Annotated in this window: 24 protein-coding genes and 1 riboswitch; of the genes, 13 read left to right on the top strand and 11 right to left on the bottom strand. The window is 66.3% G+C overall.

The window, feature by feature from the left end; genetic code table 11:
* Positions 1 to 24: 24 nt before the first annotated feature.
* From L2Y96_RS02865 to L2Y96_RS02880, 4 genes are all read left to right on the top strand, one after another.
* Complete coding sequence (locus L2Y96_RS02865) at positions 25 to 435, top strand: hypothetical protein (protein ID WP_247331862.1); 411 nt, start codon at positions 25 to 27, stop codon at positions 433 to 435.
* Complete coding sequence (locus L2Y96_RS02870) at positions 435 to 758, top strand: hypothetical protein (protein WP_247331864.1); 324 nt, start codon at positions 435 to 437, stop codon at positions 756 to 758. The genes L2Y96_RS02865 and L2Y96_RS02870 overlap by 1 nt, the downstream gene beginning before the upstream one ends.
* Positions 755 to 1,051 carry a hypothetical protein gene (locus L2Y96_RS02875; protein ID WP_247331865.1) on the top strand — a complete coding sequence of 99 codons (297 nt, stop codon included), beginning with the start codon at positions 755 to 757 and terminating at the stop codon, positions 1,049 to 1,051. Before L2Y96_RS02870 ends, L2Y96_RS02875 begins: the two co-directional genes overlap by 4 nt.
* A 199-nt stretch (positions 1,052 to 1,250) precedes the next feature.
* Entirely contained in the window at positions 1,251 to 1,697 is a 447-nt protein-coding gene (locus L2Y96_RS02880; protein WP_247331867.1) for a hypothetical protein, read from the top strand.
* Between the two features lie 52 nt (positions 1,698 to 1,749).
* On the opposite strand, the gene L2Y96_RS02885 is transcribed toward L2Y96_RS02880, so the two are convergent.
* Entirely contained in the window at positions 1,750 to 2,718 is a 969-nt protein-coding gene (locus L2Y96_RS02885) for an MASE1 domain-containing protein (protein WP_247331869.1), read from the bottom strand.
* A gap of 210 nt (positions 2,719 to 2,928) precedes the next feature.
* Here L2Y96_RS02885 and L2Y96_RS02890 point away from each other — a divergent pair, with 210 nt between their 5' ends.
* From L2Y96_RS02890 to L2Y96_RS02910, 5 genes are all read left to right on the top strand, one after another.
* A complete protein-coding gene (locus L2Y96_RS02890; protein WP_247331870.1) occupies positions 2,929 to 3,666 on the top strand; it encodes an HvfC/BufC N-terminal domain-containing protein in 738 nt (245 codons plus the stop codon).
* A gap of 35 nt (positions 3,667 to 3,701) precedes the next feature.
* Positions 3,702 to 4,853, top strand: a complete 1,152-nt coding sequence (locus L2Y96_RS02895) for a phosphotransferase enzyme family protein (protein ID WP_247331872.1) — start codon at positions 3,702 to 3,704, stop codon at positions 4,851 to 4,853.
* Between the two features lie 2 nt (positions 4,854 to 4,855).
* A riboswitch (TPP riboswitch) is annotated at positions 4,856 to 4,951 on the top strand.
* A gap of 60 nt (positions 4,952 to 5,011) precedes the next feature.
* Positions 5,012 to 7,186, top strand: a complete 2,175-nt coding sequence (locus L2Y96_RS02900) for a TonB-dependent siderophore receptor (protein ID WP_247331881.1) — start codon at positions 5,012 to 5,014, stop codon at positions 7,184 to 7,186.
* Positions 7,176 to 7,757 carry a nicotinamide riboside transporter PnuC gene (gene pnuC, locus L2Y96_RS02905; RefSeq protein WP_247331883.1) on the top strand — a complete coding sequence of 194 codons (582 nt, stop codon included), beginning with the start codon at positions 7,176 to 7,178 and terminating at the stop codon, positions 7,755 to 7,757. The genes L2Y96_RS02900 and pnuC overlap by 11 nt, the downstream gene beginning before the upstream one ends.
* A 185-nt stretch (positions 7,758 to 7,942) precedes the next feature.
* Positions 7,943 to 8,620, top strand: a complete 678-nt coding sequence (locus tag L2Y96_RS02910) for a hypothetical protein (protein WP_247331885.1) — start codon at positions 7,943 to 7,945, stop codon at positions 8,618 to 8,620.
* Positions 8,621 to 8,770: 150 nt separating this feature from the next.
* Here L2Y96_RS02910 and L2Y96_RS02915 read toward each other — a convergent pair whose 3' ends face one another.
* From L2Y96_RS02915 to L2Y96_RS02935, 5 genes are all read right to left on the bottom strand, one after another.
* Positions 8,771 to 9,682, bottom strand: coding sequence for a hypothetical protein (locus tag L2Y96_RS02915; RefSeq protein WP_247331887.1), 912 nt, complete (start codon positions 9,680 to 9,682; stop codon positions 8,771 to 8,773).
* A gap of 252 nt (positions 9,683 to 9,934) precedes the next feature.
* Positions 9,935 to 11,104, bottom strand: a complete 1,170-nt coding sequence (locus L2Y96_RS02920; RefSeq protein ID WP_247331889.1) for a class I SAM-dependent rRNA methyltransferase — start codon at positions 11,102 to 11,104, stop codon at positions 9,935 to 9,937.
* 19 nt (positions 11,105 to 11,123) lie between these two features.
* Positions 11,124 to 11,567, bottom strand: a complete 444-nt coding sequence (locus L2Y96_RS02925; protein ID WP_247331891.1) for a hypothetical protein — start codon at positions 11,565 to 11,567, stop codon at positions 11,124 to 11,126.
* Between the two features lie 66 nt (positions 11,568 to 11,633).
* Positions 11,634 to 12,578: a serine/threonine protein kinase gene (locus L2Y96_RS02930; protein ID WP_247331893.1), complete on the bottom strand. Its 945-nt coding sequence runs from the start codon at positions 12,576 to 12,578 to the stop codon at positions 11,634 to 11,636.
* Complete coding sequence (locus L2Y96_RS02935) at positions 12,575 to 13,027, bottom strand: hotdog fold thioesterase (protein WP_247331895.1); 453 nt, start codon at positions 13,025 to 13,027, stop codon at positions 12,575 to 12,577. The genes L2Y96_RS02930 and L2Y96_RS02935 overlap by 4 nt, the downstream gene beginning before the upstream one ends.
* Positions 13,028 to 13,075: 48 nt before the next feature.
* Here L2Y96_RS02935 and L2Y96_RS02940 point away from each other — a divergent pair, with 48 nt between their 5' ends.
* Entirely contained in the window at positions 13,076 to 14,131 is a 1,056-nt protein-coding gene (locus tag L2Y96_RS02940) for a 2Fe-2S iron-sulfur cluster-binding protein (RefSeq protein WP_247331897.1), read from the top strand.
* A 148-nt stretch (positions 14,132 to 14,279) separates the two neighbouring features.
* Here L2Y96_RS02940 and L2Y96_RS02945 read toward each other — a convergent pair whose 3' ends face one another.
* Genes L2Y96_RS02945 through L2Y96_RS02955 form a run of 3 tightly spaced genes read right to left on the bottom strand, consistent with a single transcriptional unit; the run spans position 14,280 to position 15,680 of the window.
* The gene (locus L2Y96_RS02945) at positions 14,280 to 14,723 is read right to left on the bottom strand and encodes a rhodanese-like domain-containing protein (protein ID WP_247331898.1); all 444 of its coding nucleotides are present in this window, start codon (positions 14,721 to 14,723) and stop codon (positions 14,280 to 14,282) included.
* A 46-nt stretch (positions 14,724 to 14,769) separates the two neighbouring features.
* A complete protein-coding gene (locus L2Y96_RS02950; RefSeq protein ID WP_247331900.1) occupies positions 14,770 to 15,186 on the bottom strand; it encodes a hypothetical protein in 417 nt (138 codons plus the stop codon).
* 29 nt (positions 15,187 to 15,215) lie between these two features.
* Positions 15,216 to 15,680, bottom strand: a complete 465-nt coding sequence (locus L2Y96_RS02955) for a YiiD C-terminal domain-containing protein (RefSeq protein ID WP_247331902.1) — start codon at positions 15,678 to 15,680, stop codon at positions 15,216 to 15,218.
* A 136-nt stretch (positions 15,681 to 15,816) separates the two neighbouring features.
* On the opposite strand from L2Y96_RS02955, the gene L2Y96_RS02960 reads away from it, so the two are divergent.
* Genes L2Y96_RS02960 through L2Y96_RS02970 form a run of 3 tightly spaced genes read left to right on the top strand, consistent with a single transcriptional unit; the run spans position 15,817 to position 19,038 of the window.
* Entirely contained in the window at positions 15,817 to 16,587 is a 771-nt protein-coding gene (locus L2Y96_RS02960) for a uroporphyrinogen-III synthase (protein WP_343218433.1), read from the top strand.
* Between the two features lie 46 nt (positions 16,588 to 16,633).
* Positions 16,634 to 17,788: a uroporphyrinogen-III C-methyltransferase gene (locus tag L2Y96_RS02965; protein ID WP_247331914.1), complete on the top strand. Its 1,155-nt coding sequence runs from the start codon at positions 16,634 to 16,636 to the stop codon at positions 17,786 to 17,788.
* Complete coding sequence (locus L2Y96_RS02970; RefSeq protein WP_247331922.1) at positions 17,785 to 19,038, top strand: heme biosynthesis protein HemY; 1,254 nt, start codon at positions 17,785 to 17,787, stop codon at positions 19,036 to 19,038. The genes L2Y96_RS02965 and L2Y96_RS02970 overlap by 4 nt, the downstream gene beginning before the upstream one ends.
* 7 nt (positions 19,039 to 19,045) lie before the next feature.
* Here L2Y96_RS02970 and L2Y96_RS02975 read toward each other — a convergent pair whose 3' ends face one another.
* Together L2Y96_RS02975 and L2Y96_RS02980 are read right to left on the bottom strand one after the other, a co-directional pair.
* The gene (locus L2Y96_RS02975; protein WP_247331924.1) at positions 19,046 to 20,176 is read right to left on the bottom strand and encodes a hypothetical protein; all 1,131 of its coding nucleotides are present in this window, start codon (positions 20,174 to 20,176) and stop codon (positions 19,046 to 19,048) included.
* Entirely contained in the window at positions 20,173 to 21,096 is a 924-nt protein-coding gene (locus L2Y96_RS02980) for a J domain-containing protein (RefSeq protein WP_247331926.1), read from the bottom strand. The genes L2Y96_RS02975 and L2Y96_RS02980 overlap by 4 nt, the downstream gene beginning before the upstream one ends.

Genomic DNA, 21,096 nt, shown 5'->3' on the forward strand with positions numbered 1-21,096 from the left:
GCCCCATCGAGAAAGGAGAGCGAGATGTCACATGGAATGTTGACGAAGCGGCGAACCTCGGCCGTGCTTTGCGCCCTGATGGTAGCCATGGGTACGGCGCATGCCGCCGTGCCAGACGGGCAATGGAAGGGCGTGGTGCGGTCCGAGGGTGACGTGATACGCGTGCAGTTGATCCGTAAGGGAGAAAAGGCGCATCTGCAATTCAGTGAGCCTGGTAGCTGTTCCATTCCTGCGGAGTTGCTCGATGAGCATGCGGAAGTGTCGGATTTTCGGTTTGGACCGTCGCCAAACGGCGGTGCATTTTGCGTAGGGATGTATCCCGGCGACATACGTATCGAGAGCAAGGATGTGGATGTCGATGTTTCGTTTGAACGCGCCGGCCGTGCATGGTCCGGCACCTTGAAGCCCGCACCCGTGGCGCAAAGGAGACCGTGATGGATTCCCTTCTGCTCAATCGTTTCTGGCTTCTGCTGGCTGCACTCGGTGGCGCTGTGCTGCCTGTCGCCATGAGTGCACTGGAATCGCGAAGCCGTGCCGTGGTGCAGGTGGTATGCGGCATGCTCATCGCGTTGTTCGTGGCCCCCGCCATCCAGCGTCATTTTCTTCCCGATGAAGGCGTGGAAGTCCAGGCGGGTGTGTCGTTCCTCGTAGGCTGTTTCGGTTTGAAGCTCACCACGATCGCGCAACGCCTGCTCGATCGGCACGGTGACGGTGTGGCTGATCGATTGATAGCGCGCGTCACGGGAGGTGGCAAATGAGCGCTGCCTTGCTTGTGGTTGATCTGGCGGCATGTACGGTGGTGACCGTGGCTTCCGGTTGGCTGGTCACCGAGCGGCTGCTGTCGCGTCTCGCTCGCGTTGCGTGTGCACTGCTGGCGGCCGGCGCCTGCGTCAACACGATCGGTATCTACGGCATGCTCGCGAACGTAGACGGCTTTTTCTACGGTGATGTGTGGCCAAGCGAGGTGCTGGTCGATATCGGCCTGGCAGTGCTGATGGGGCGGTGGGCCACGCGCCTCCATATGGCGGCGGCGGAGCCGGCCTGTCCCTAAGCCTGTGCGACGGGGGCGCCTGAACCAAGGCGCCCCCACCAGTGCGCGGATTCGGCACGTGGGGCCGCTATCCTCAAACCGTTGGGGGAAAGTCGGGAGCATCGACCATGGGGCCAGCGCCTATGGGCGCCCCCAACGTCGATCCACCGGTAGCCGCCGCATGGTGCGGTGGCCCGGCATCACTGATGGGGATTCCGCCATGTCCTTCCCGCTCCGCACGCTCGCCGTCTCACTTTCCTTCCTCGCCCTTGGCATCGGGGCCGCCCATGCGCAATCGGCAACGTCCGGTCTAGGCCAGCAGTGGCCGAATACGACTGACGTCAGCAGCAACCCGAACTTCCACGTGTACGTCTTCCAGCGTGGCAGCACCAAATACGTTCAGGTGAATGATGCCAACGGCAATGTGCGCGCCGCTGTCATGATCACGCCGACAGGCCGCTACGGTACGCCCGTGGGTAGTGATGGCTCGAATGTCGCTACATCCGAGGATCCCTTGCCCGCACCAGCGAGCACGACGAGCCAGACGGTGTACACCGACGGCACCACCCAGGTGGCGGTGGCGCCGCAGGCCGACGGTACCGCGCGCGTGATGGCCGTCGCGGTGGAATGCAAGAATCCCGTGGAGTGCTCGTCGCGCGGGCCGTAAGGCGTGCGCAGGGATATCGCCGGGCCATGTGCCCGGCGATATCGTTTGAGGTTCAGTGCCTCGGTGAAGGTGCGGGTGCGGGCGCCACGGCCATCCCCGGGTGCGCAGCGGCCCGAGCCGCCACGATGCGCTGTGCGATGCGGACGCCGAAGATCAACGCGGTTGAAGCGATGAAGGCCAGGATCGCCTGCGAACGGATCATCGCGGGATCCTGCAACTGGAACGAGGTGCTGGCCTGGGCCACGCTCGCCAGCATGCCGCCCACGGCGGCCCCGTGCCAGCCGTGCCGGAGGGTCATGAGGATGACCGGGACGGCCATGCCGATACGCACGCAGGTGAGCAAACCGTTGTCGTCGCCCGTCCCGTCGGATACCAGCAGGAGCAGGGCCAGGCAGGGGACCACGAACAGCAGGGCGTCACGGAGGAGCGGGCTATCGCGCAGCGCCGGCCAGGTGACCACGCCGCCGGGGAGCGCTGCCATCCGTTCGCGGATCGCAAGGATCAGCGGCGTGAGGGTGAGGGCGCCGAGGTAGCAGCCGAGCACCCACGCCAGCAGGATCGGCAGGGTCACCGAAGGCGCCGGCGAGCCGTCAGCCAGTTGCACGGTCGAAAGTACGAGCGCGTTGGCACCCGCCGTAAAGGCGGCACAGAGCAGCGTGGCGGCCAGGATCAGCCCCATGTTCACCTGCCCATCGGGGCGCACGAGCGTGTAGCGGCTGCGCAGCCAGGCCATGGCCGGCATGCACACGACGATCGGTGGGAACGATGCCATGAAGGCCCAGAGCACGCCGAAACTACTGGCGTGCAGGGCGGCCATTTCGGCGATCGGCAAGGCCTCGCCCACGGCCAGGGCCGGCCAGTAGCGGCGCGGCACCAACAGGAGGCAGGCAAGGCGCAGGCCTGCGGGCAGCATCCAGTGGGAGAACGAGATGTTGCGGGTAAGCTCGTAGCAAGCGGCATACGCGCCCGCGACCGCCAGATAGCGGCCCCACGCCAGCGGATCCCGGTTTGAACTGCCCACTGCCATCCCTCGATGCCGCGGTAGCGGCCATTCAGATGCCAGCCTTCCGGAACGATCCCGTTACGACTGACGCTTTCTGGTTGAATGATATAGCGGCAGCCATGGGCCGGAATACAGAGCCCACACAAAGATTTGCCGAAATAGCATTCGGTTCGGCGTCCCGTGCCGGACCACGCAGTTTCTGCACAAATGCGGTGCTACCGTCCGGGCATGAATCTTCGTGACCTGCAGACCCAATTCGCGTCGACCCTCCGCGGCGGACCCGCCGTCGAGGGCCTCGATGGGCGGGGTATGGCGGTCTACACGAACCAGTTCCGCTCCCAGCTGGTGGCATCGCTCCGGGATACCTATGCCAAGACCCGGTTGTGGCTGGGCGATGGCGTCTTCGACGAGCAGGCTGAAGCCTACGTGGCGGCCACTCCCCCGGCGTCCTGGACCCTCAGCAACTACGGCGAGAGCTACATGGCCTGGCTGCATGCGCATTACCCGGCCGATCCGGAGATTGCGGAGCTCGCCTGGCTGGACTGGCACCTGAGCCGGACCTGGTCGGGCCCGGATGCTCGCCCCATCGGCCTGGACGGGCTCGTCTCCGCGGACTGGGAAGCCGTGGAGATTCGCTTCGTCCCGACCCTCCGTTTCCGGTGGACGCGGAGCAATGCTGCCGCGATCTGGCGCGCCCTGGCCAACGAGACCATGCCGCCCGCGGCCGAGGTTTTCGATGTGGATGCCGGCGTGCGCATCTGGCGCCGGGATTGCTCCCCGCGCTTTACCAGCATGCTGTCGCCGGAGTGCACCTGCCTGGACCTGGCCCTGGCCGGTGGCTCGTTCGGGGAGATGTGCGAGGCACTGACACGCCTGCATGAGCCGGATACCGCCGCCCGCCAGGCGGGTGCCCTGCTGCGTAGCTGGGTCGAGGACGGCATCGTGGATTCGCTCGTCGGCGACTGAACGGCGGGTGGCGCCGCCGCCGTTACACTGGCGGGATGATTGACGACGCCCACCTTACCCATGGCCTCGCTGGCGATGAGCTGCCCCCGGACTGGCCGGCACTGACCGAACGCGAGGTGGCGCAGCTGCTCAGCCGCGTTCCAAAGCTGGGCGCCACGGGAGCCATTCGCTGGCGGTCACCGCGGCCCCTTTCGGCCGCCGCCCTGGTGGAAACCGCCTCCGGGCGCGTATTCGTCAAGCGCCACCACGCCAGCGTGCGCTCGGCAGCCACGCTGGCGGAAGAGCACGCGTTCGCCAGCCATCTGCGGGCCCACGGCATTCCGTTGCCGCCGCTCTTCACGGATGTCACCGGCCATACCGCCATGGCCATGGGGGAGTGGGTCTACGAGATCCAGGCGCCTGCCCAGGGCAACGATATCTACCGCGACGCCTTTTCGTGGTCACCGGTGGGCGGCCTGCGGCATGCACGGGCGGCAGGCTCCATGCTGGCGCGCCTGCACCAGGCCGCGGAAGGCTACGTGGCACCCCAGCGGGCGACGCATATCCTGGTGGCGCGGGCGGACATCCTGGGTGCCCGTGACCCCGTCGCCGCCGTAGAGGCGGAGCTTGCCGAGCGCCCGGCGCTCGCGGCCTACCTCGGCGACCGCGACTGGCGTGCGGAGCTCAGTGCGACGATGGCGCCCTGGCAGGGCGCGGCCCACGCAGGTGTACGCAGGCAGCCCCGGCTCTGGACCCATGGGGACTGGCATGTCTCCAACCTCTGCTGGAGCGATGCGAGCGACGCCGCGACCATTATCGACGTTCTCGATCTGGGCCTCAGTGCGGCGACCTTCGCCCTGTTCGACCTGGCCACGGCGATCGAGCGCAACGCCATCGCCTGGCTGGAGATCGCGCAGGGCGAGATCGGCCATGCGGACCTCGCGCTGGCGCTGCTCGAGGGCTATCACGCCGTGAAGCCGTTGAGTGACGACGATCTCGACGTCCTGGCCAGCGTGCTGCCCGTGGTCCATGTCGATTTCGCGCTTTCGGAAGTGGAGTACTTCGAGGGCATGACCCGGCGGCGCGACCACGCCGACGTGGCCTGGCATACCTTCCTGCACGGGCACGCCGCGTGGTTCGCCACGCCGCCGGGCCAGCGGCTGCTCGACGCCATTCGCCACGCGGGCGCCCGATTCGTGCTTCAATAGGCGTCTTGAAGCGGGGGTGCCTGGCGTTGCCAGGCTGAGAGAGTCCCTTGGAACCTGACCCGGTTAGTACCGGCGTAGGGAGCTTGCAGAGCCATGGCATCCGTCGTTGGGCGGTCCGTGGCCGGCCGTCGCTTCGTCCGTTCGCCACGAAGACGACCATGATCCCGAAACGTACCCCGCTTGCCCTTGCCCTGTTGTCGTTCATTGCTGCTGCCCACGCGGCCGATGACACCCCCCAGCAGGCGCGCACGCTACCGTCCATCGATGTCCGTGCCACCACCACGGAAGGCTACCGTGCCGCGGATTCCCAGCTGGATACGTTCGGCAGCTTCGGCAGCGCGCCGTTGCACGACACGCCGGCAGCGATCACCGTCATCACGCGTGCACAGATCGACGACCGCCAGCCGCGATCGCTTAGCGAACTCGTCCGCGGCGATGCCGCCATCAACGACAACTACGCGCCCGCCGGCTACTACCAGGATGTATCGATCCGCGGCTTTCCGCTGGATCTGGCGACGGGCTTTCGTTTCAACGGCATGATCATGTCGGCTGAGCAGTTGTCTGCGCTTGAAGGTAAGGAGCGCGTGGAAGTATTGAAGGGACTCGGTGGGCTCGAAGCTGGCGTGGTCGAGCCGGGCGGGCTGGTGAACTACGTGAGCAAGCGGCCCGCCGAGGTGCACAACCTCACGGTGGGGACCGATTCGCACGGCTCCACGTACGAAGCACTCGATCTGGGTACCTGGTTCACGCGCGATTTCGGTATGCGTGTGAACGCAGCGAACGAACGTACGCACGGTCCAGTGGAGCACACGGATGGGCGGCGGAGCTTCGTATCCGTCGCGGCCGACTGGAAGATCACCGATGCGGCGACCCTGCTGCTCGATACGGATTACCAGACCAGTGGTGGCCGTTCGGCATCGGGTTACCAGCTGCTGGGTGGTACCGAGATTCCGCAACACCCGAGCCGCACGCGTCTCCTTGGCTATCAGCCGTGGCAGCGCCCGGTCGGCATCCATTCGAGCAACACGTCGCTGCGTTTCAATTACCGCTTTAGCGATCAGTGGAATGCGCAGGTATCGGCAGGGCATAGCCATACCGTCATCGACGATAACGTGGCGTTCGCGTATGGCTGTTTTTACGCTGCCTCGTGCGCGAGCGGCGCCACGCCGGGGTACTTCTTCGCCCCGAACGGCGATTACGATGTCTACGACTACCGCAGCCCTGACGATACGCGGCAGAACGACGAATTGCGCGCGACGGTTACGGGTACGTTCGCGACCGGTGCGGTCGATCATGAGCTCAACATCGGCGCATCCTCGTTCCGACGCACCGTGGATCAACGCGCCGATGTCTACGACTACGTAGGCACGGCGAACATCGATGATGCCGTGGTCCCGGTGTTCCCCTCCTCACCCAACCAGCCGGGTCCTTCCGAGCGCCGCCTGACCAGCTGGCAGCGCACGATTTTCGCCATTGATCGGGTGCATCTCTCCGATGCCTGGCAGGTCCTCGCTGGCACGCGCCTCGTGAAGCTGGATGAGCGTGCGTACGACGACACGGGGGCGCTTGAGCGCAACACGCGCATGACCAAGGCGTTGCCGCAGGCAGCGGTGCTCTGGCAGCCCGTGTCGGCGCTGACCACGTATGTGAGTTACGGCGAAGGTCTCTCGTTGGGTCGCGAGGCACCGTACTGGACGGCGAATGGCGGTACGAACCTGCCGCCGCTGCACTCACGCCAGCTCGAGCTCGGCGCGAAGTACGCCGTTAACGACGCGCTGGACCTGCAGGCCGCGTTATATCGCATCCGCCAGCCCTATCAGTACGCCCAGCCTGACAGCAGTCCGGAAGGCTTCACCTTCGTGCAGCACGGCGAGGAGGTGCATACGGGCATCGAGTTGAATCTGGCGGGCCGTGTCACCGACAACCTGCGTCTCACCGCCAGCGCCAACATTATCCGGGCGCGCGCGGAAAACACGGGTACGCCTTCCTACGAAGACCACCAGGTCGTGAACGTGCCGCGCTACCGCACGGCGGTCTACGCCGACTACAGCCTGCCGTTTGTACCGGGGCTCGCCGTGCTCGGTGGCTGGCGCTACGCCAGCAGCAACGTCGCCACACCGGATGGCGCCACCCGTGTTCCGGCTTATCACGTCTTCGATGCCGGCCTCCGCTTTGCGACGTCGCTGGGCGGCCACGCGATGACCTGGCGGCTCAATGTCGATAACGTGTTCAACCACTTCTACTGGCGCGATACCGGCACCTCGGGCGGCGATAGCTACCTGTTCCCCGGCATGCCGCGCCTTGCGCGCCTTTCGATGACGTATGAACTTTGAACTCTCCCTCTTCGAGTTTGCCGCTGCCCTCGTAAGCGCCACGGGCGTTTGGCTCACCGCGCGGCGCAGTCCGTGGAGCTGGCCGGTGGGGCTGGTTTCCGTGATCGCGTACGCGTGGATCTTCGTCGACGCGAAGCTCTATTCGGACACCTTGTTGCAGGTGATCTTCGCGCTGCTCATCCTCTATGGGTGGCATCGCTGGATGCGCAACCTGGACGACACGGGCCATGTGCGCGTCGCATCGCTGGATGCGCGCAGTGCGTGGTTGCACCTGGCGGTAGGTACAGCGGCCGCGCTTGCTCTCGGTTACGTCATGCACCGCTGGACCGACGCTTCGTTGCCCTGGCTGGATGCCGCGCTCACGGCGTTCAGTCTGGTCGCACAATGGTGGCAGGCCCGCCGCCACGCGGCTGCGTGGTGGTTATGGATCGCGGTGGACGTGATCTATGTGGGGGAATACGTGTACAAATCCCTCCCCATCACCGCCGTGCTCTATGCCGGCTTCGTCGTCCTCGCCGCCATGGGCTGGCGCGCGTGGACTCGAGAGCGAGAGGTGATTGCCACGACGTAAGGCATCGCCTACAGCGATTCGAGCTGAAGGAAGACGCTGGTGCCAGTCAGGGATGACAGGCGCACTGAGGCAACGTCCCTAGAATTTCGTTCCCACAAAAAGATACCCCGGGGCCCATCACTCACGTCAAACATGTGAGGAGGGGAGCACTCCGGGGTTTGCGGAACGGAGTCTAGGAACGATCCATGGAAGATTTCAAGAGGGATGGGGCCGAGTTTGGTTCAGAGGCCCCGGAAACAGGCAAATTGATTCACGTGATCACGCTTGAACGATTGCGTGCGTGCGCCTCGGCAACTGAGACGGCTGAGGGGCTTCTCAAATTGCATCAGCGCAACATCGAGATCTCAGAAGCGCTTTATCCAACGTTACATATGTTGGAGATCGTCACCCGCAACCAGATTCATGCCGCGTTCTCTGCTCACTTCGGCACCAACCAGTGGTATGACGGGAGCTGGATGAAGGGGGCGCACGCCAACCTTGTCCAACAGGCAAAGGCCAAGATCGCCGGCCGCGGTGAGCAGGTGGCGCCTGGCGCAGTGGTCTCCGCCATGACGTTTGGGTTCTGGTGCGCGATGTTCGGAGGAGGCTATGAGTGCCGAAACGGACCATGGCCCGCTGCCCTGCGCGACGTTGCACCGGCAGTCCCGCGTGCGCACAGGACGCGCGCAAGGGTGGGGGAGCGTCTCGAACAAGCTCGCGCCTTGCGCAACCGCGTTTTCCACCATGTCCCGGTCGTGCAGCGCACAGACCTGTACGACAAGCATCGGGCACTCGTGGAACTGCTGGGCTGGCTTTCACCTGATGCTCGAGCTCACCTTGGCGGCGTATGCCGGTTCAGGGCGATCGTGGCGGAGAAGGATTAGTTCGATTTTTCAGAATCCTTCCATATCCAACGCCAAGGCGAAGCCGCATCATTCGCGGGTCGTCGCAGCCCGGTTGGTCGCCCACGGATAGGGGTGTGCCGCTGGGGCCTGCCCGGCAGCGGCCGGGACGTGGGACGCGTCCCGGCCGCTTCAGTTTGCAGGGTGCGCCGAGGAGCCCCAGTCGTCGGGGCCGAACTGCAGGTGCAGTACCGTGCGGTTGTCGTCTTCCAATGGCGGGTTGTACTGAAGCGACGTGCAGCCCGTTGCCACTTGCCGTTTTAGCGCAAGGGCCATGGTCTTCGCCGTCTGGGCACCATAGGCCGGTGTCCCTGCTTTCGTCGTCTTCAGTGCCACGCGGTAACCATCGGCGCTCACGTCGTCCGCCATGTCCGAAGGCGGTGACTGCCCGGGTTCAAGCGCAACGATATCGAGCTTTCGGCCGCAGCTGCCGACGCTGACGATGTCGATCCCATCGAGCAGGCTGGCGATGAATCGATCGGCATTGTCGGAGAGGGAGTCCACGGCATCCACGGTCGTGCTCAGGCGAACCTTCACGTAGTACATCTTCCGGTAGAAGAGGTAGGTACGCGACGTGAGCATATCGTTCTGCGAATCGAACACGATGGGCAGGAAACGGCCGGCCTGCTTGCGGCCACCGGCCAGCTTTGCGGTGTACGGCGCTTCATCACCCCACCAGACGTTCCGGTAGATTTCCTGGCGCTCCGCGAACGCCACCGACTCGCGAAAATCCTGCACGGCCTGCGCGAGCATCTTAGGTTCATCGCCCTGGCCCGCGGGGTAGATGAAGACATCGGCAACCACCCATTCGGCATGGTCGATGCCATAGCGCAGCGAGACACCGGCGGCGATATCGCCTTCGTCGGCGTAGTTCTTCACGGCCTGCAACGTGGCATCGGCCAGACGGCGCGGGGCGATGATCCAGGTGTCATCCACGACGCCACGGTGCGTTTGTGCATCCACCGGCGCAAGCGGGGGCGCGGTAGGCGCGCTTTGCGCGCCCACGGGGGTGCTGGCCAGCCCAAGGGCCAGTACGGGAATCACACTCCACCGCCACATCGTCAACACAACCCCTGCAAGATCGAACGCGAACCCCGTGCGCGCACTATAGCTAGCCGCATGCCTCATGGGGAGCGGTCTTCCGCACGCCAGTGCGGCTGGATGAAAGCGACGATAAACGCATCCAACCGCCGCGCTATCGCGTCGATCCATACAGTGTCGGTGACAGGTATTCCGGGCATGGCCGGCAGTGTGTGCCGGCCCGCGATCAAGGCGCGGTGAACGCCTCGTCAGTCCTTAGCCCACCCGGCAGAAGGCCGCCTTGAGATAGCGGTTTTCCGGGACGTTGCTGGCCACCGGGTGATCCGCGCCTGCGCCATCGACATGCAGCACCTGGATGTCGCGACCGGCGTTGAGGGCAACGCGGCGGATCATTTCAAGGAAATCATCCTCGCCCACCAGGCCGGTGCACGAACAGGTCAGCAGGATGCCGCCGGGTGCCAGTACGTCGAGCGCCGTACGGTTCATGGCGAAGTATTTCTTGAGCGCGTTCACGACCTGGTTGCGGTCGCGGGTGAGCTTGGGTGGGTCGAGCACCACGGCATCCCACGTCTCGCCGCGGGCGATCGCGGCGCGCAGCCACTCGAACACATCACCCTGCTCGAAGGTGGCCTCGACGCCGTTCATGCGGGCGTTCTCGCGGGCAACCTCAAGAATAGCGGCATCCGCATCGACGCCCGTGGCTTCGAGCGCCCCAGCCTTCATCGCGTGTACCGCGAAGCCGCCGGCGTTGCAGCACAGGTCGAGCACGCGGCGACCGCGGGCCAACTGGGCGAAACGTGCACGGTTATCGCGCTGGTCGGCAAAAAAACCGGTCTTGTGGCCGAGGCCGGGCGCGGCGTGGAAGGACAGGCCGTGCTCGTGCACGTCGACCGCGGCCGGAGCGTCGTTCGAACGGACATCGAACGATTCCTGGCGCTGCACGTGCTGCTCGGCGAACCAGTAGAGCGACGCACCCGGGAAATGCTTCTGCAGCTCCGCGTGGATGGTGTCGCGGAAGCGCCACATGCCTGCGGCGAAGTATTCCACCACCAGGTGGTTGGCATAGCGGTCGACGACCAGGCCGGAGAGGCCGTCGCCTTCGCTGTGCACGACACGCCAGGCGTCGCTCACCTCATCCAGCTTCAGCAGCTCGCGGCGCAGGCCCACGGCGCGCGTGATGCGGGCAGCGATCCAGTCGTTATCGATCGCCTCGTCCGGCGAGGTGGTGAGCAGGCGCAACGCGACGCGCGCGTGGCCGTTCCAGAAGCCGCGGCCGATGAAGCGGCCCTTGGCGTCGACGACGTCGACGACGCTGCCAGGCGGGATGCGCTCGGCCGGCTTGACGACCTGGGCGGACCACACCCACGGGTGGCCGGGCATGCGATCGGTTTTGAGCTGGATCTGGGGGATGGCAGGGGTATTCATACGGGAATGATACCGGCCCTTAGCGGCCGAAGCGCAGGATGAGCCAGGAGGCGAGCGCCAGCAGGTTGATCCCGATATGTGGTGCCGAGGGGCCGCCCAGGGCGAACAGCCAGCCGTGCTCGGCGATGGCCCAGTCGAAACCGAGGCGCGGCGAGCGCTGGATCGTCATGGAAAGGTTGGCGTAGGCGCCCGACGAGAGCGCGTAGCTGAAGAACGAGGTGGCGATCAGGGGCGCCTGGAGAAACTGCGCCCAGATCGACATCTGGGTGCCGCGTCCGTCATTGCTCGCCAGCAGCACGCCGGCAACGAGGATGAACGCGAACAGGAGCACGCCAAGCACGGTGGCGACGGCGTCCAGGCCCGACATGCGTGAGCCGAGCAGGTGATCGATCTGGCGGACCAGGCCGTAGAGGCCACCGGCGATCTCGAACACGGCGATGACGCGGGTAAAGAACGAATGCATGCGAACTCCCAGGGTGCGGACGGCGCATTATGGCGGTCCGCGGCCCCGGCTGGCCGAACGGTTCGTTCAGAGTGCGTCGGCGGCGTCGTGCAAGTCGGCGATGTGCTGCTCCCACCAGCGCGCTTCGGCGGCGAACGGGAAGGCGGCGGGGAACGCCGGATCGTGCCAGCGCTCGGCGATCCAGCCGGCGTAGTGCACCTGGCGCATGGCGCGCAGGGCAGGGACCAGGGCCAGTTCGGTGGGGTCGAAATCACGGAACTGGCCGTAGCCTTCGAGCAGGGCATCGAACATCGCGTCATCCGAGGCCAGCATCCAAAGATCCTGCACGGCGGGGCCCATGCGCGCATCGTCCAGGTCGACGAAATGCGGGCCCGCGTCCGTCCACAGCACGTTGCCTGGGTGGCAATCGCCATGCAGGCGCAGGCGATGCACGGGGCCGACCGCTTCGAAACGCAGGGAAACCGCATCGTCCACACGCATCACGGCCTGGCGGTAGGCATCGAACAGGTGCGCGGGAAGGAGATCGGAGCCGAGCGCGGCCTTCGCGGGGCCGTCGATCATCGTGGCGCGATCAAGGGTGGCACGGTGGTGGAACGGCTCACGGGCACCCGTGGCATGCATCCGGCCCAGCAAGCGTCCCAGCCACTCGAGCTGGTCGGCGGACTCCAGCGACGGGGCACGGCCACCCCGGCGCGGATAGAGCGCATAACGGAAGCCTTCGTGGCGGAGCAGGGTACGGCCGTTGAAGACGAGCGGCGCCACCATGGGAATCTCGGCCGCGGCCAGTTCCAGCGCGAACGCATGCTCCTCGCCGATCGCGGCGTCGCTCCAGCGCCCCGGACGGTAGAACTTCGCGACGACGAAGCCACCATCCTCAAGGCCCACCTGGAATACGCGGTTCTCGTAGCTGTTCAGCGTAAGCAAGCGGCCATCGCTCCACGTGCCCACGGCATCGACGGCCGCCAGGACCACGTCGGGCGAAAGCGCGGCGTAGGGCGCGGCATGGCTCACGAGCGCAGGTTCCCCGGGGCGCCGCCGGGGGACGGGATCACGGCCATGGTCAGGCGCGAGAGGCACACCAGCTTGCCGCCTTCTTCTTCGATGCGGATTTCCCAGACCTGGGTGGTGCGGCCCAGGTGCACGGCCTTTGCCGTGCCGGTGACCAGGCCGCCGCGCACGCCGCGGATGTGGTTAGCGTTGATATCCAGCCCCACCGCGATTTCCTTCTCCACATCCAGCGTGAGCAAGGCGGCCGAGCTACCCAGCGTCTCCGCCAGGACCACGGATGCGCCGCCGTGGAGCAGGCCGAACGGCTGCTGGGTGCGGTGGTCCACCGGCATGGTGCCGCGCAGCCAGTCGTCACCGAAGGCCGTGAAGCGGATATCCAGCGTTTCCATCATGGTGTTCCGGCTCCAGCCGTTGATACGGTCCAGATCGAGGGGGTGCTTCCAGATGGCCATGACGGGCTCGTTCCGATGGGAAAGCGCTCATTGTCCTACAATGCGCCGGTGCCTAACGTAACCCTGATCGCCTCCGGCAAGCGCTTCGACGCCGCCGAGGACGAAACCATCCTCGAAGCCGCCCAGCGCGCGGGAATCGCCCTCCCGTACTCGTGCCGTGGCGGTGTGTGTGGCAGCTGCAAGGCCACCCTGGTGGAAGGCACGTGTGCCTATCCCTACAACCCGCCCGTGGGCCTCTCAGCCTCGGCGCGCGCGCACCACGGCATCCTGATGTGCCAGGCGGTGCCCTGTGGCGATATCGCCATCCAGGCGCGCGAGATCGCCTCAGTGGAAGACATCCCGCACCGGCGTGTCGAAACCGAGGTAGCCGAGCGGCGCATGCTGGCGCCGGATGTGGTGGGTGTGTGGCTGCGCCCGCTGCATGGCGACACCCTGCGTTGGCTGCCGGGCCAGTATCTCGATGTGGTGCTGCCGGATGGCAAGCATCGGCCGTTCTCGATCGCGAGCGGCCCGCGCGCCGATGGCCTGATCGAATTGCACGTGCGCCATGTGCCGGGCGGCGGCTTCACGTCATGGGTGAACGATTCGCTGAAGGTGGGCGACAGGCTTGTGATCGAAGCACCGCTGGGCACCTTCGTGCCGCGCGAGGATTCCGAACGGCCGATGCTGTTCATGGCGGGCGGTACCGGTTTTGCGCCGGTGAAAGCCGTGGTCGAGCATTTCATCGCACTAGGCACCCGGCGGCCGATGCACCTTTACTGGGGCGTGCGCTCGGTGGAAGACCTGTATCTGGCGGACCTGGCGCGTAGCTGGGTGGCCGCGGTGCCGACCATTACGTTCACGCCGGTGCTATCGGATCCGGAAGCGGCGCGCGAGGCGGGCCTGCGCGAAGGTCTGGTGCACGAGGCCTTGCTCGCGGACCATCCCGATCTGTCGGGGGTCGACCTGTACATGAGCGGGCCGCCGGCGATGATCGCCGCGGGGCGCGATCTGTTCCTGGAAGCGAAGCTTCCGGAAGACCGCCTGTTCTATGACTCGTTCGACGTGGCGCCGGATGTGCTGGCGGCCATTCTGCGCGGACGGGCGGGCATTCACGGCTTGTGACGTCGAGGGGATCGCGCGCAAGCGCGCTCCTACAACAGCCGCAGCCCGCGTCACACGCGGGTCAGTCGACATCCCATGCTGGCGTGCTCTTGGAGGAGCGCGCTCGGGCGCGACGCCGTTCGCGACGGCGCCGCACGGTCTCCAGCTCTTACTTCTTGCCCTTCGCCGTGGGCAGCTGCGCGCTCTGCCAGGCGGAGGTACCGCCATCCAGCACGTACACGCGGGTGAAACCGGCCTTGACCAGGCGGGCGGCCGGCTTGGAAAGCGTGCGGCCATCCCTGTCGATCAGCACCACGGGCAGGTCCTTCGCCTTCGCCAGATCCTTGTGCTCCGGATCGAACTGGCTCACGGCCACGTGCTTCGCGCCCGGGACATGTGCCTTCTCGAAATCGGCCGAGGCCGAAAGATCGATCATCAGCGGGTTGTCTCGGTTGATCAGCTGCGTGAGGCCCGCAGGGGTCAGGCCCTTCCATTTGCGGAAAAGGGTGCTGATTTCCGTGGCGATAAGCGCCAGCAGGATCACCACGAACAGCGCCACCCAGGCCAGGTGGTTGTGCGCGAATTCGGGCAGCTTGTGGAGTACGTCGTTCATCGAGGGCTTGCTCGTCCCGTGGGGGTAACCGGCGATTATATAGGCTTCAGTGCGGCGAGAAGTCGGGCATGCCGGTCATCAGGGTCCAGCGCGACTTGTCCTTGTCGTAGTGCCAGCGCTGGTGGTCGATGAAGCTGCGCTCGGCCTGGGTATTCACGTTCACCACGCTGATCTGGACGGTCTGGACCACTTCATCGTCGCCATCGGGGCGGGGGCCGGCGCCCTCGTCGTAGCCGGTGACCCGCAGCTGGCCGAGGCGGGCCTGCTCCAGCGAGCTCATCGGGTGCTCGGCGGCGTAATCCTTGTCGACCAGTGACTGGGCGGCAGCGTAATCACCCCAGCGGATGGCCGAGGCGTACTGGTTGAGGGTGCGCGTGAGCGAGTCACTGCGGACGTCGGAGGCACAACCGGCCAGGGCGGTAACCGTGGCAAGCAGCAGGGCGGTACGGGCGAATCGGCGCATGGCGGGTTCCAACGTGGCGTCGGGCCGCATTATGCCCGGCGTTTGGCCACGAAGCGCGCCGACAACGTGGCGGCGGGTTTGTCACCGGTGCCAGGCACGGTGCAGACCAGGTCGCCACGAGCTCTGCCACGGGCATCCAGCGTCCGGAAAAAAGTCGCCCAGCTGCCGCCGGGGGCCAGGGTGGCCTCCGCGTGCAGGTCGTCCCACACCGGATCCAGGTAGCGGATGGACGAATCGGCGACAAACAGGTCGCAATCGTCACCGCGACGGCGCAGGTTGGCCTCGACCAGCGCCCAGCAGGCGAGGGTCATCAGGCTGGCCAGGCTGCCGCCGAAGGCACAGCCCTTGTCGTTGATGTTGGGCTGCAACGGAGCGGTCATCACCAGGCGCTCGCCATCACATCCGGGGATACGGATCTCCATGGCCTGCGCGAGGGGGATGCTGTCCAGGATGAAGCGTTCGAGGGTGGCGAAAGTGGGGTCGGGCGTGGTCATAGATTCGGGAGTCTACGGAACGCATGTAACCGTTCGCATCCGTACGGGTTGCCCCAACCTTCGGCATTGGTGGCCGGGCGCCAGCCTTCCTATCCTCGAGCGTCCCCCCGCGTCGATGCCCCTTGCAGGAAGCCTCGTGAGTCGTTCGCATCCCCTTCGAAATGTCACTGTCGTTATTACCCGTCCGGCCGGCACCGCAGGGCCGCTGGCCCGGCGCGTCCGTAAACTGGGCGGTATTCCCGTGAGCGTGCCCGGCCTGTCGCTGCGCGCGACCGAAGACGCCAGCGCGGTCGATGCCGCCTTGCGCCGCGCCCTCGAGGGCGATCTGCTGATCTTCACCAGCCCCGCGGCGGTGCGCTTCGCCGCCGATGTGCTGCCGCTGGCGACCCGCGCCACGGTGGTCGCCGTGGGGCGTGGTACAGCCCGTGCGCTGAAGACCGTGGGGGTCGCCCACGCCCTGTTCCCGGAAACCTCGCAAGATAGCGAGGGCGTGCTGGGGCTTCCCGCTCTGGAGGATGTGGCAGGGCGCCGGGTCGCGCTTATCGGTGCGCCCGGTGGCCGTGGGCTGCTGCGGGAGACGCTGGCCGCCCGTGGGGCGCTCCTCGACGAGGTCCACGTCTATCACCGCGTGGCGCCCCGTATCGACCGCCGCCATATCGACCCGCTGCTGAAACTGACCCGCCGTTCGGCGGTGCTGCTCTCCAGCGCGGAAGCCCTGGACCACCTGCATCGGGCCCTGATCGCCCCGGCGTGGCGCCGCCTCGTCCAGGCGGTTGCCGTGGTGAGCAGCGAGCGCCTGCGCGCAGCGGCCGAAGGCATGGGCTTCGAGCGGGTGGTGGTGGCCCGTTCGGCCCTCCCCACCGACCTCCTGGCTGCCGCGGCCGAGGTCTCGTTCACCCGCCGTTGAAGGATGTATTCCGTGCGTTGGCGTATGGCCTGCTAGCATGCCCGGCATGACGACCGAGACGCCTCCGACCGAATCCGCCCCGGCCACGCCGGCCCCGGCCGCCGCCGCTTCCACCGCCCGCCGGGCGCCTGATCCGGCGCCGCGCCGGGGTGGTGGCGCATTGGCCATCGCGGTCCTGCTATCGCTGGCTGCCGCCGGTGCGGCGGGCTACACGGCGTGGACCGTGTGGAACATGCGCCAGGAACTGGGCGCGACCCAGGGCCTGAAAGGCCAGGTGGATACGCTGCAAACGGCCGTCGACGGCCTGCGCGACGACAACGCCAACCTCCGTCGCCGGCTAAGCGATGCCGATGGTGTGAACCGCTCGGCGCGCGAAGAAGTGCTCGGCATGGCCGAGCGCACCAAGAATCTCGAAGACGCGGTGGCGAATCTTTCAGAGCGCAGCCTCAACGGCCACGATGCCTTGCTGCTCGACGAAGCCGAATCCCTGCTGCGCATGGCAAAGGAACGCTTCGCCCTGTTCGGCGATGCCAGCGGCGCGCTCAGCGCCTACGACCTTGCCGACAAGAGCCTCGCGGGCGTGAACGATAGTGCGTTCGCCGCCGTCCGCCAAAACCTCACCGCCGAGCGCGAAGCGCTGGAGGCCGTGCAGCCCAAGGCGCGCGCGAATGATCTTGCCGTGCTCGCCGATCTGCGCGCGCAGATTCCCACCCTGCCGCTGAAGAACATCGATAGCCAGGCCGGCGCGGATGAAGACCGCAGCTTCTGGCAGCGTGCAGGCAATGCGCTCGGTAGCATCGTGCGCATCAGCCACGACGAAGGCACGCCGCTCGGCCTGGCCGACGATCGCCTTGCCCGCGAACTGGCTGCGCTCGACGTGGCGCACGCCGAAGCCGCGGTGCTCGCATACGATGACCGTGCGCGTGCCGATGCGCTTAAGCGCGTGGACGCCACGCTGGTCGCGCATTTCAACAGCCAGGCACCGTCCGTGCAGACCGCTCGCCAGCGCATCGCCACGTTGCTGGCCAGCCAGGCGAAGGGCAACGAACCGAAGCTCGGTGCCGCCCTGGAAGAACTGCGTAACCTCCGCTCCGTTCACGCGCTGAAGGCTGTCACCCCGGCGACGGCGCCTGCGCATGCCTCGTCGACGGCACCGGCGGCGCCTGCCACCGCATCGTCGGCCGCGAAGGTCTCGCCATGAAGCTCTGGCGCTGGATCGTTGGGCTCATCCTTGTCGCAGTGCTCGCGGCGTTTGCGTGGCACTGGGTCGCGGATGATCCGGGCTATGTGCTGATCCACCTGCGTGGCACCACGCTGCAGATGACCGTCGTCACGGCGGTCGTGTTGTTGCTGGTGGCATGGGCCGCCATCGCCTTCCTCGTCGCGCTCATTCGCTGGCCGTTTGGCGCGATGAACCGCCGTCATCGCCACCTGAGCCGGCGCCGTCTCGCCGATGGGCTCGTTGCGCTGATCGAAGGGCGCCACGGTGAAGCCGAGCGTGATCTCAACCGCGCCGCTCGTTATGACTCCGTGCGCGGCCCCGCGTTGCTTGCTGCCGCGGAAGCGGCCGAGCGCCATGGCGAATCCACGCGCGCTATCGAAACCCTCGACCTCGCCGCGCAAGAGACACCGCGTGCCGCGCGCATCATGCGTGCGCGCCTGATGCGTCGTACGGGCCGTGCCGCTGAAGCAGCGACCTTGCTGGCGCCGGAAGCGAACAGCGGTGCGCTGACGCCGGCAGGCTGGGTGGAATTCGCCGAGGCCTCGCTGGAAAGCGGCGACGGCCGTGGCGCCATGCGCGCGCTCGAGCCGCTGCGCAAGAGTGGTGAGCTCGGCGCACCCGCGTTCAATGCGCTGGAATCGCGTGTCGTGGCTGCCGCCATTCTCGCCACGCCGGATGGCGCATCGCTCACCGCCTTGTGGTCGCAGTTGCCCAAGGGGCAGCGTCGTCTGCCTGCCGCCGTCGATGCCTATGCCCGCCAGGCCATGCGTTTCGGTCAATCCATGGCGGCGATGGACGAGATCGAATCGGCCCTGCGTCGCGAATGGTCGCCCGCGTTGGTTACGACCTACGGCACGATGGGCTCGGAAGATCTCGAGCAGCGCCTGCGCCGTGCGGAAGCATGGATCGACACGCATCCCAACGACGTCGCGTTGCTCACCGCCGTGGGCCGCATGTGCGTGCGCATTCATTTGTGGGGTAAGGCCAAGCCGTACCTCGAGCGCGCGCTCGCGATCGAGCCCCATGCCGATGCCTGGGAAGCGCTGGGCGATGTGTATCTCGGCGAACAGCAGCCCGAACTGGCACAGCGGTGCTATCGGAATGCGTTCGCGCTGGCGCGTGGTGAACTGGCCGAAAGTCTCCCCGAATCGAAAGGCAAACGCATCGATACGCGCGTGACGGCCGTTGAAGAGCGCGACCAGCACGGGGTGCCGCGGCTATCGCCGTAGGCAAGCGTTACGGCTGAGATGGCTTCCAGTGGCCATCCAGCGCGCACCGCTGGGCCCGCCGCTTCGCTTGGACGACGTCAGCGGGTGCCATGCCAGCAAACGCATCGGGTGAATCGAAGCGCTCGTACAAGGCCATGCAAGCCTGTGGCGTCAGCGGTGCCTCGTTGAAGTGGGGTAATGGCTCGCCCTGATCGTGCTGACGCGCGGTAAAGATGCCGTTTCCGATCAGGTAAACCAACATGAGCGCGAACCAGCCGATCGCCCACGCGGCAGGCGGCAAGCCGAGGCGCCGACGTGGTGCCCTGGCCGCGGTACGTTGCGGCCGGGTGGCAGCATCGGGCGCGGCACGCCGTTGGAATTCGTCGCGCGTCGTGGCCGGCAAGCCATTGAACGCGTCTTCCCACGTTTGTAGCTGTGAGGGTGCCAGATGCAGGGTGAGCCAGTCCGGAAGCCGCTCGCGCAGCTTGCCGATATCCGGCCAGCGTCGTGTGGTGTGATCATCCATGCCGCGCTGGGCTCGCTCGATCAGGGCCAACCATGTCGAGCGCCAAGCCACGTCTAGCGTTAGCCAGTCCTCCGACTGGGCCAGCACTCGGCCGATCCATGCTGCGCGCGGATCGGTAACGCGCAGGCGCCCCACTTCGTGCCAGTGAAATGCGTGGGTGGCGGCATGGAACAGCGCGGCGCGCCGTTCGATGCGGCAAGCGCGCAGTGCATCCACCAGCAGATCTTCGAACTGCCCTGGCGCATCGATGTATCCATGTCGCAAGCCAGCGAGCGTTGCGTCGAGCAGACCATCCACGCGGCTGTCGTCGATCTGGCTAACAGCATCGCGAAGATGGCGCATGGCGTCGTCGGCTGCCTGATCCTTCGGCGGTGCCTCCACTGAGCTGGGATGCGGATCGGAGGGCTCGACATAGGCCAGCGATGCGTCAGCGCTTTCCGCATGAGGATCGGCCGGGTGTTCGTCGCACCAGGTGAGCGCCGCCTGGTAGGCATCCCTCAGAGCCTGGAAGCTGGCCGGATCCTCAGCCGGATCGATCTGGCGCAGGCGTGTGGCGTACGCTCGCCGCACGGCAACCGCGTCCGCGTGCGCTGGCAGGCCCAGGGCTTCGAGGTGCCAGGGATTGCCGGTCATAGCGAGTACGCGTAGACCACGAAGCAGATCAGCGCGCAGGCGACGACGAGCCGGCCTAACCACCGGATGGCCGGGGCCATCGGCTGGGGCATCGTCTTGAACCGTGACTCGCGTTCTGCATCGCTCTCGGCGGACCAGTCCGGCGCGGCAACGACTTCGGTATACCGGGCCTTCCACGCGTCGGCGCGCTGGGCGGACACATACAGGCCGAGATAGCGTGGAAATTTTGCGAGCGCGCCTTCCAGCCGGGGCCACGTGAGCGCCGCAGGCACGGGAATCTCGTCGCCGCCATCCCCGTAATTCGACAGCCAGTGCAAGATGTCTTCACGCCGGGAGATGTCCATCGCGGCAAAGGCTTGACGCTCTTGCTCGACCGATTCGACCCAGGCACCCAGCGCGCCGAGCGATTTCAGCCTCAGGTATTCCTTCCACTCGAAATGCACCGACGCTGCGGCAAACACGGCAGGGCGTTGCATGATCCTCGCACTTGCCAGCACGGCCAGTAAGCTGCGCTCGAAATGAAATATCGCGTCGGCGTGATGAAGGCGAAGGGCGGCGCCGCTAGCGTCGAGTTCAGCGGCGATGTCGGCTGGCTCGCCAGCAGCAAGCTTGTGCGCCAGTCCGCGTACGCTGCGTTCCGCCGCTTCCGCAGGTCCTTCCTGCTGGCTGGGCATCGCGTTTGCCGGGACAGTACTGGCGGCGGTACCAGTAGCCGGCAGCGGCTCGTCCGATGCCTCGTCGGGCTCCACCCGTGCCAGCCAGTCGCGAGCGCGTTCATAAGCTTCGCGCAGGCGCGCGAAACCCTCCGGATCCGCGGCAGGATCGATTTGCTTCAACTTTGCGGCGTAGGCGCGTTTGATCGCACGTTCGTCGGCACTCACGTCAACCGCAAGCCAGTCCAGGAACCAGGTCGTTTCCAT

The sequence above is a fragment of the Luteibacter aegosomaticola genome (assembly GCF_023078475.1).
Classification (GTDB): domain Bacteria; phylum Pseudomonadota; class Gammaproteobacteria; order Xanthomonadales; family Rhodanobacteraceae; genus Luteibacter; species Luteibacter aegosomaticola.

Bases quoted from the DNA above. Each gene is read 5' to 3' on its own strand.
- pnuC (WP_247331883.1), top strand. From the start codon at position 7,176: ATGAACTTTGAACTCTCCCTCTTCGAGTTTGCCGCTGCCCTCGTAAGC.
- L2Y96_RS02945 (WP_247331898.1), bottom strand. From the start codon at position 14,723: ATGAACGACGTACTCCACAAGCTGCCCGAATTCGCGCACAACCACCTG.
- L2Y96_RS02865 (WP_247331862.1), top strand. From the start codon at position 25: ATGTCACATGGAATGTTGACGAAGCGGCGAACCTCGGCCGTGCTTTGC.
- L2Y96_RS02935 (WP_247331895.1), bottom strand. From the start codon at position 13,027: ATGGCCATCTGGAAGCACCCCCTCGATCTGGACCGTATCAACGGCTGG.
- L2Y96_RS02890 (WP_247331870.1), top strand. From the start codon at position 2,929: ATGAATCTTCGTGACCTGCAGACCCAATTCGCGTCGACCCTCCGCGGC.
- L2Y96_RS02965 (WP_247331914.1), top strand. From the start codon at position 16,634: ATGACGACCGAGACGCCTCCGACCGAATCCGCCCCGGCCACGCCGGCC.
- L2Y96_RS02875 (WP_247331865.1), top strand. From the start codon at position 755: ATGAGCGCTGCCTTGCTTGTGGTTGATCTGGCGGCATGTACGGTGGTG.
- L2Y96_RS02900 (WP_247331881.1), top strand. From the start codon at position 5,012: ATGATCCCGAAACGTACCCCGCTTGCCCTTGCCCTGTTGTCGTTCATT.
- L2Y96_RS02980 (WP_247331926.1), bottom strand. From the start codon at position 21,096: ATGGAAACGACCTGGTTCCTGGACTGGCTTGCGGTTGACGTGAGTGCC.
- L2Y96_RS02955 (WP_247331902.1), bottom strand. From the start codon at position 15,680: ATGACCACGCCCGACCCCACTTTCGCCACCCTCGAACGCTTCATCCTG.
- L2Y96_RS02895 (WP_247331872.1), top strand. From the start codon at position 3,702: ATGATTGACGACGCCCACCTTACCCATGGCCTCGCTGGCGATGAGCTG.
- L2Y96_RS02880 (WP_247331867.1), top strand. From the start codon at position 1,251: ATGTCCTTCCCGCTCCGCACGCTCGCCGTCTCACTTTCCTTCCTCGCC.
- L2Y96_RS02970 (WP_247331922.1), top strand. From the start codon at position 17,785: ATGAAGCTCTGGCGCTGGATCGTTGGGCTCATCCTTGTCGCAGTGCTC.
- L2Y96_RS02950 (WP_247331900.1), bottom strand. From the start codon at position 15,186: ATGCGCCGATTCGCCCGTACCGCCCTGCTGCTTGCCACGGTTACCGCC.
- L2Y96_RS02870 (WP_247331864.1), top strand. From the start codon at position 435: ATGGATTCCCTTCTGCTCAATCGTTTCTGGCTTCTGCTGGCTGCACTC.
- L2Y96_RS02920 (WP_247331889.1), bottom strand. From the start codon at position 11,104: ATGAATACCCCTGCCATCCCCCAGATCCAGCTCAAAACCGATCGCATG.
- L2Y96_RS02910 (WP_247331885.1), top strand. From the start codon at position 7,943: ATGGAAGATTTCAAGAGGGATGGGGCCGAGTTTGGTTCAGAGGCCCCG.
- L2Y96_RS02975 (WP_247331924.1), bottom strand. From the start codon at position 20,176: ATGACCGGCAATCCCTGGCACCTCGAAGCCCTGGGCCTGCCAGCGCAC.
- L2Y96_RS02925 (WP_247331891.1), bottom strand. From the start codon at position 11,567: ATGCATTCGTTCTTTACCCGCGTCATCGCCGTGTTCGAGATCGCCGGT.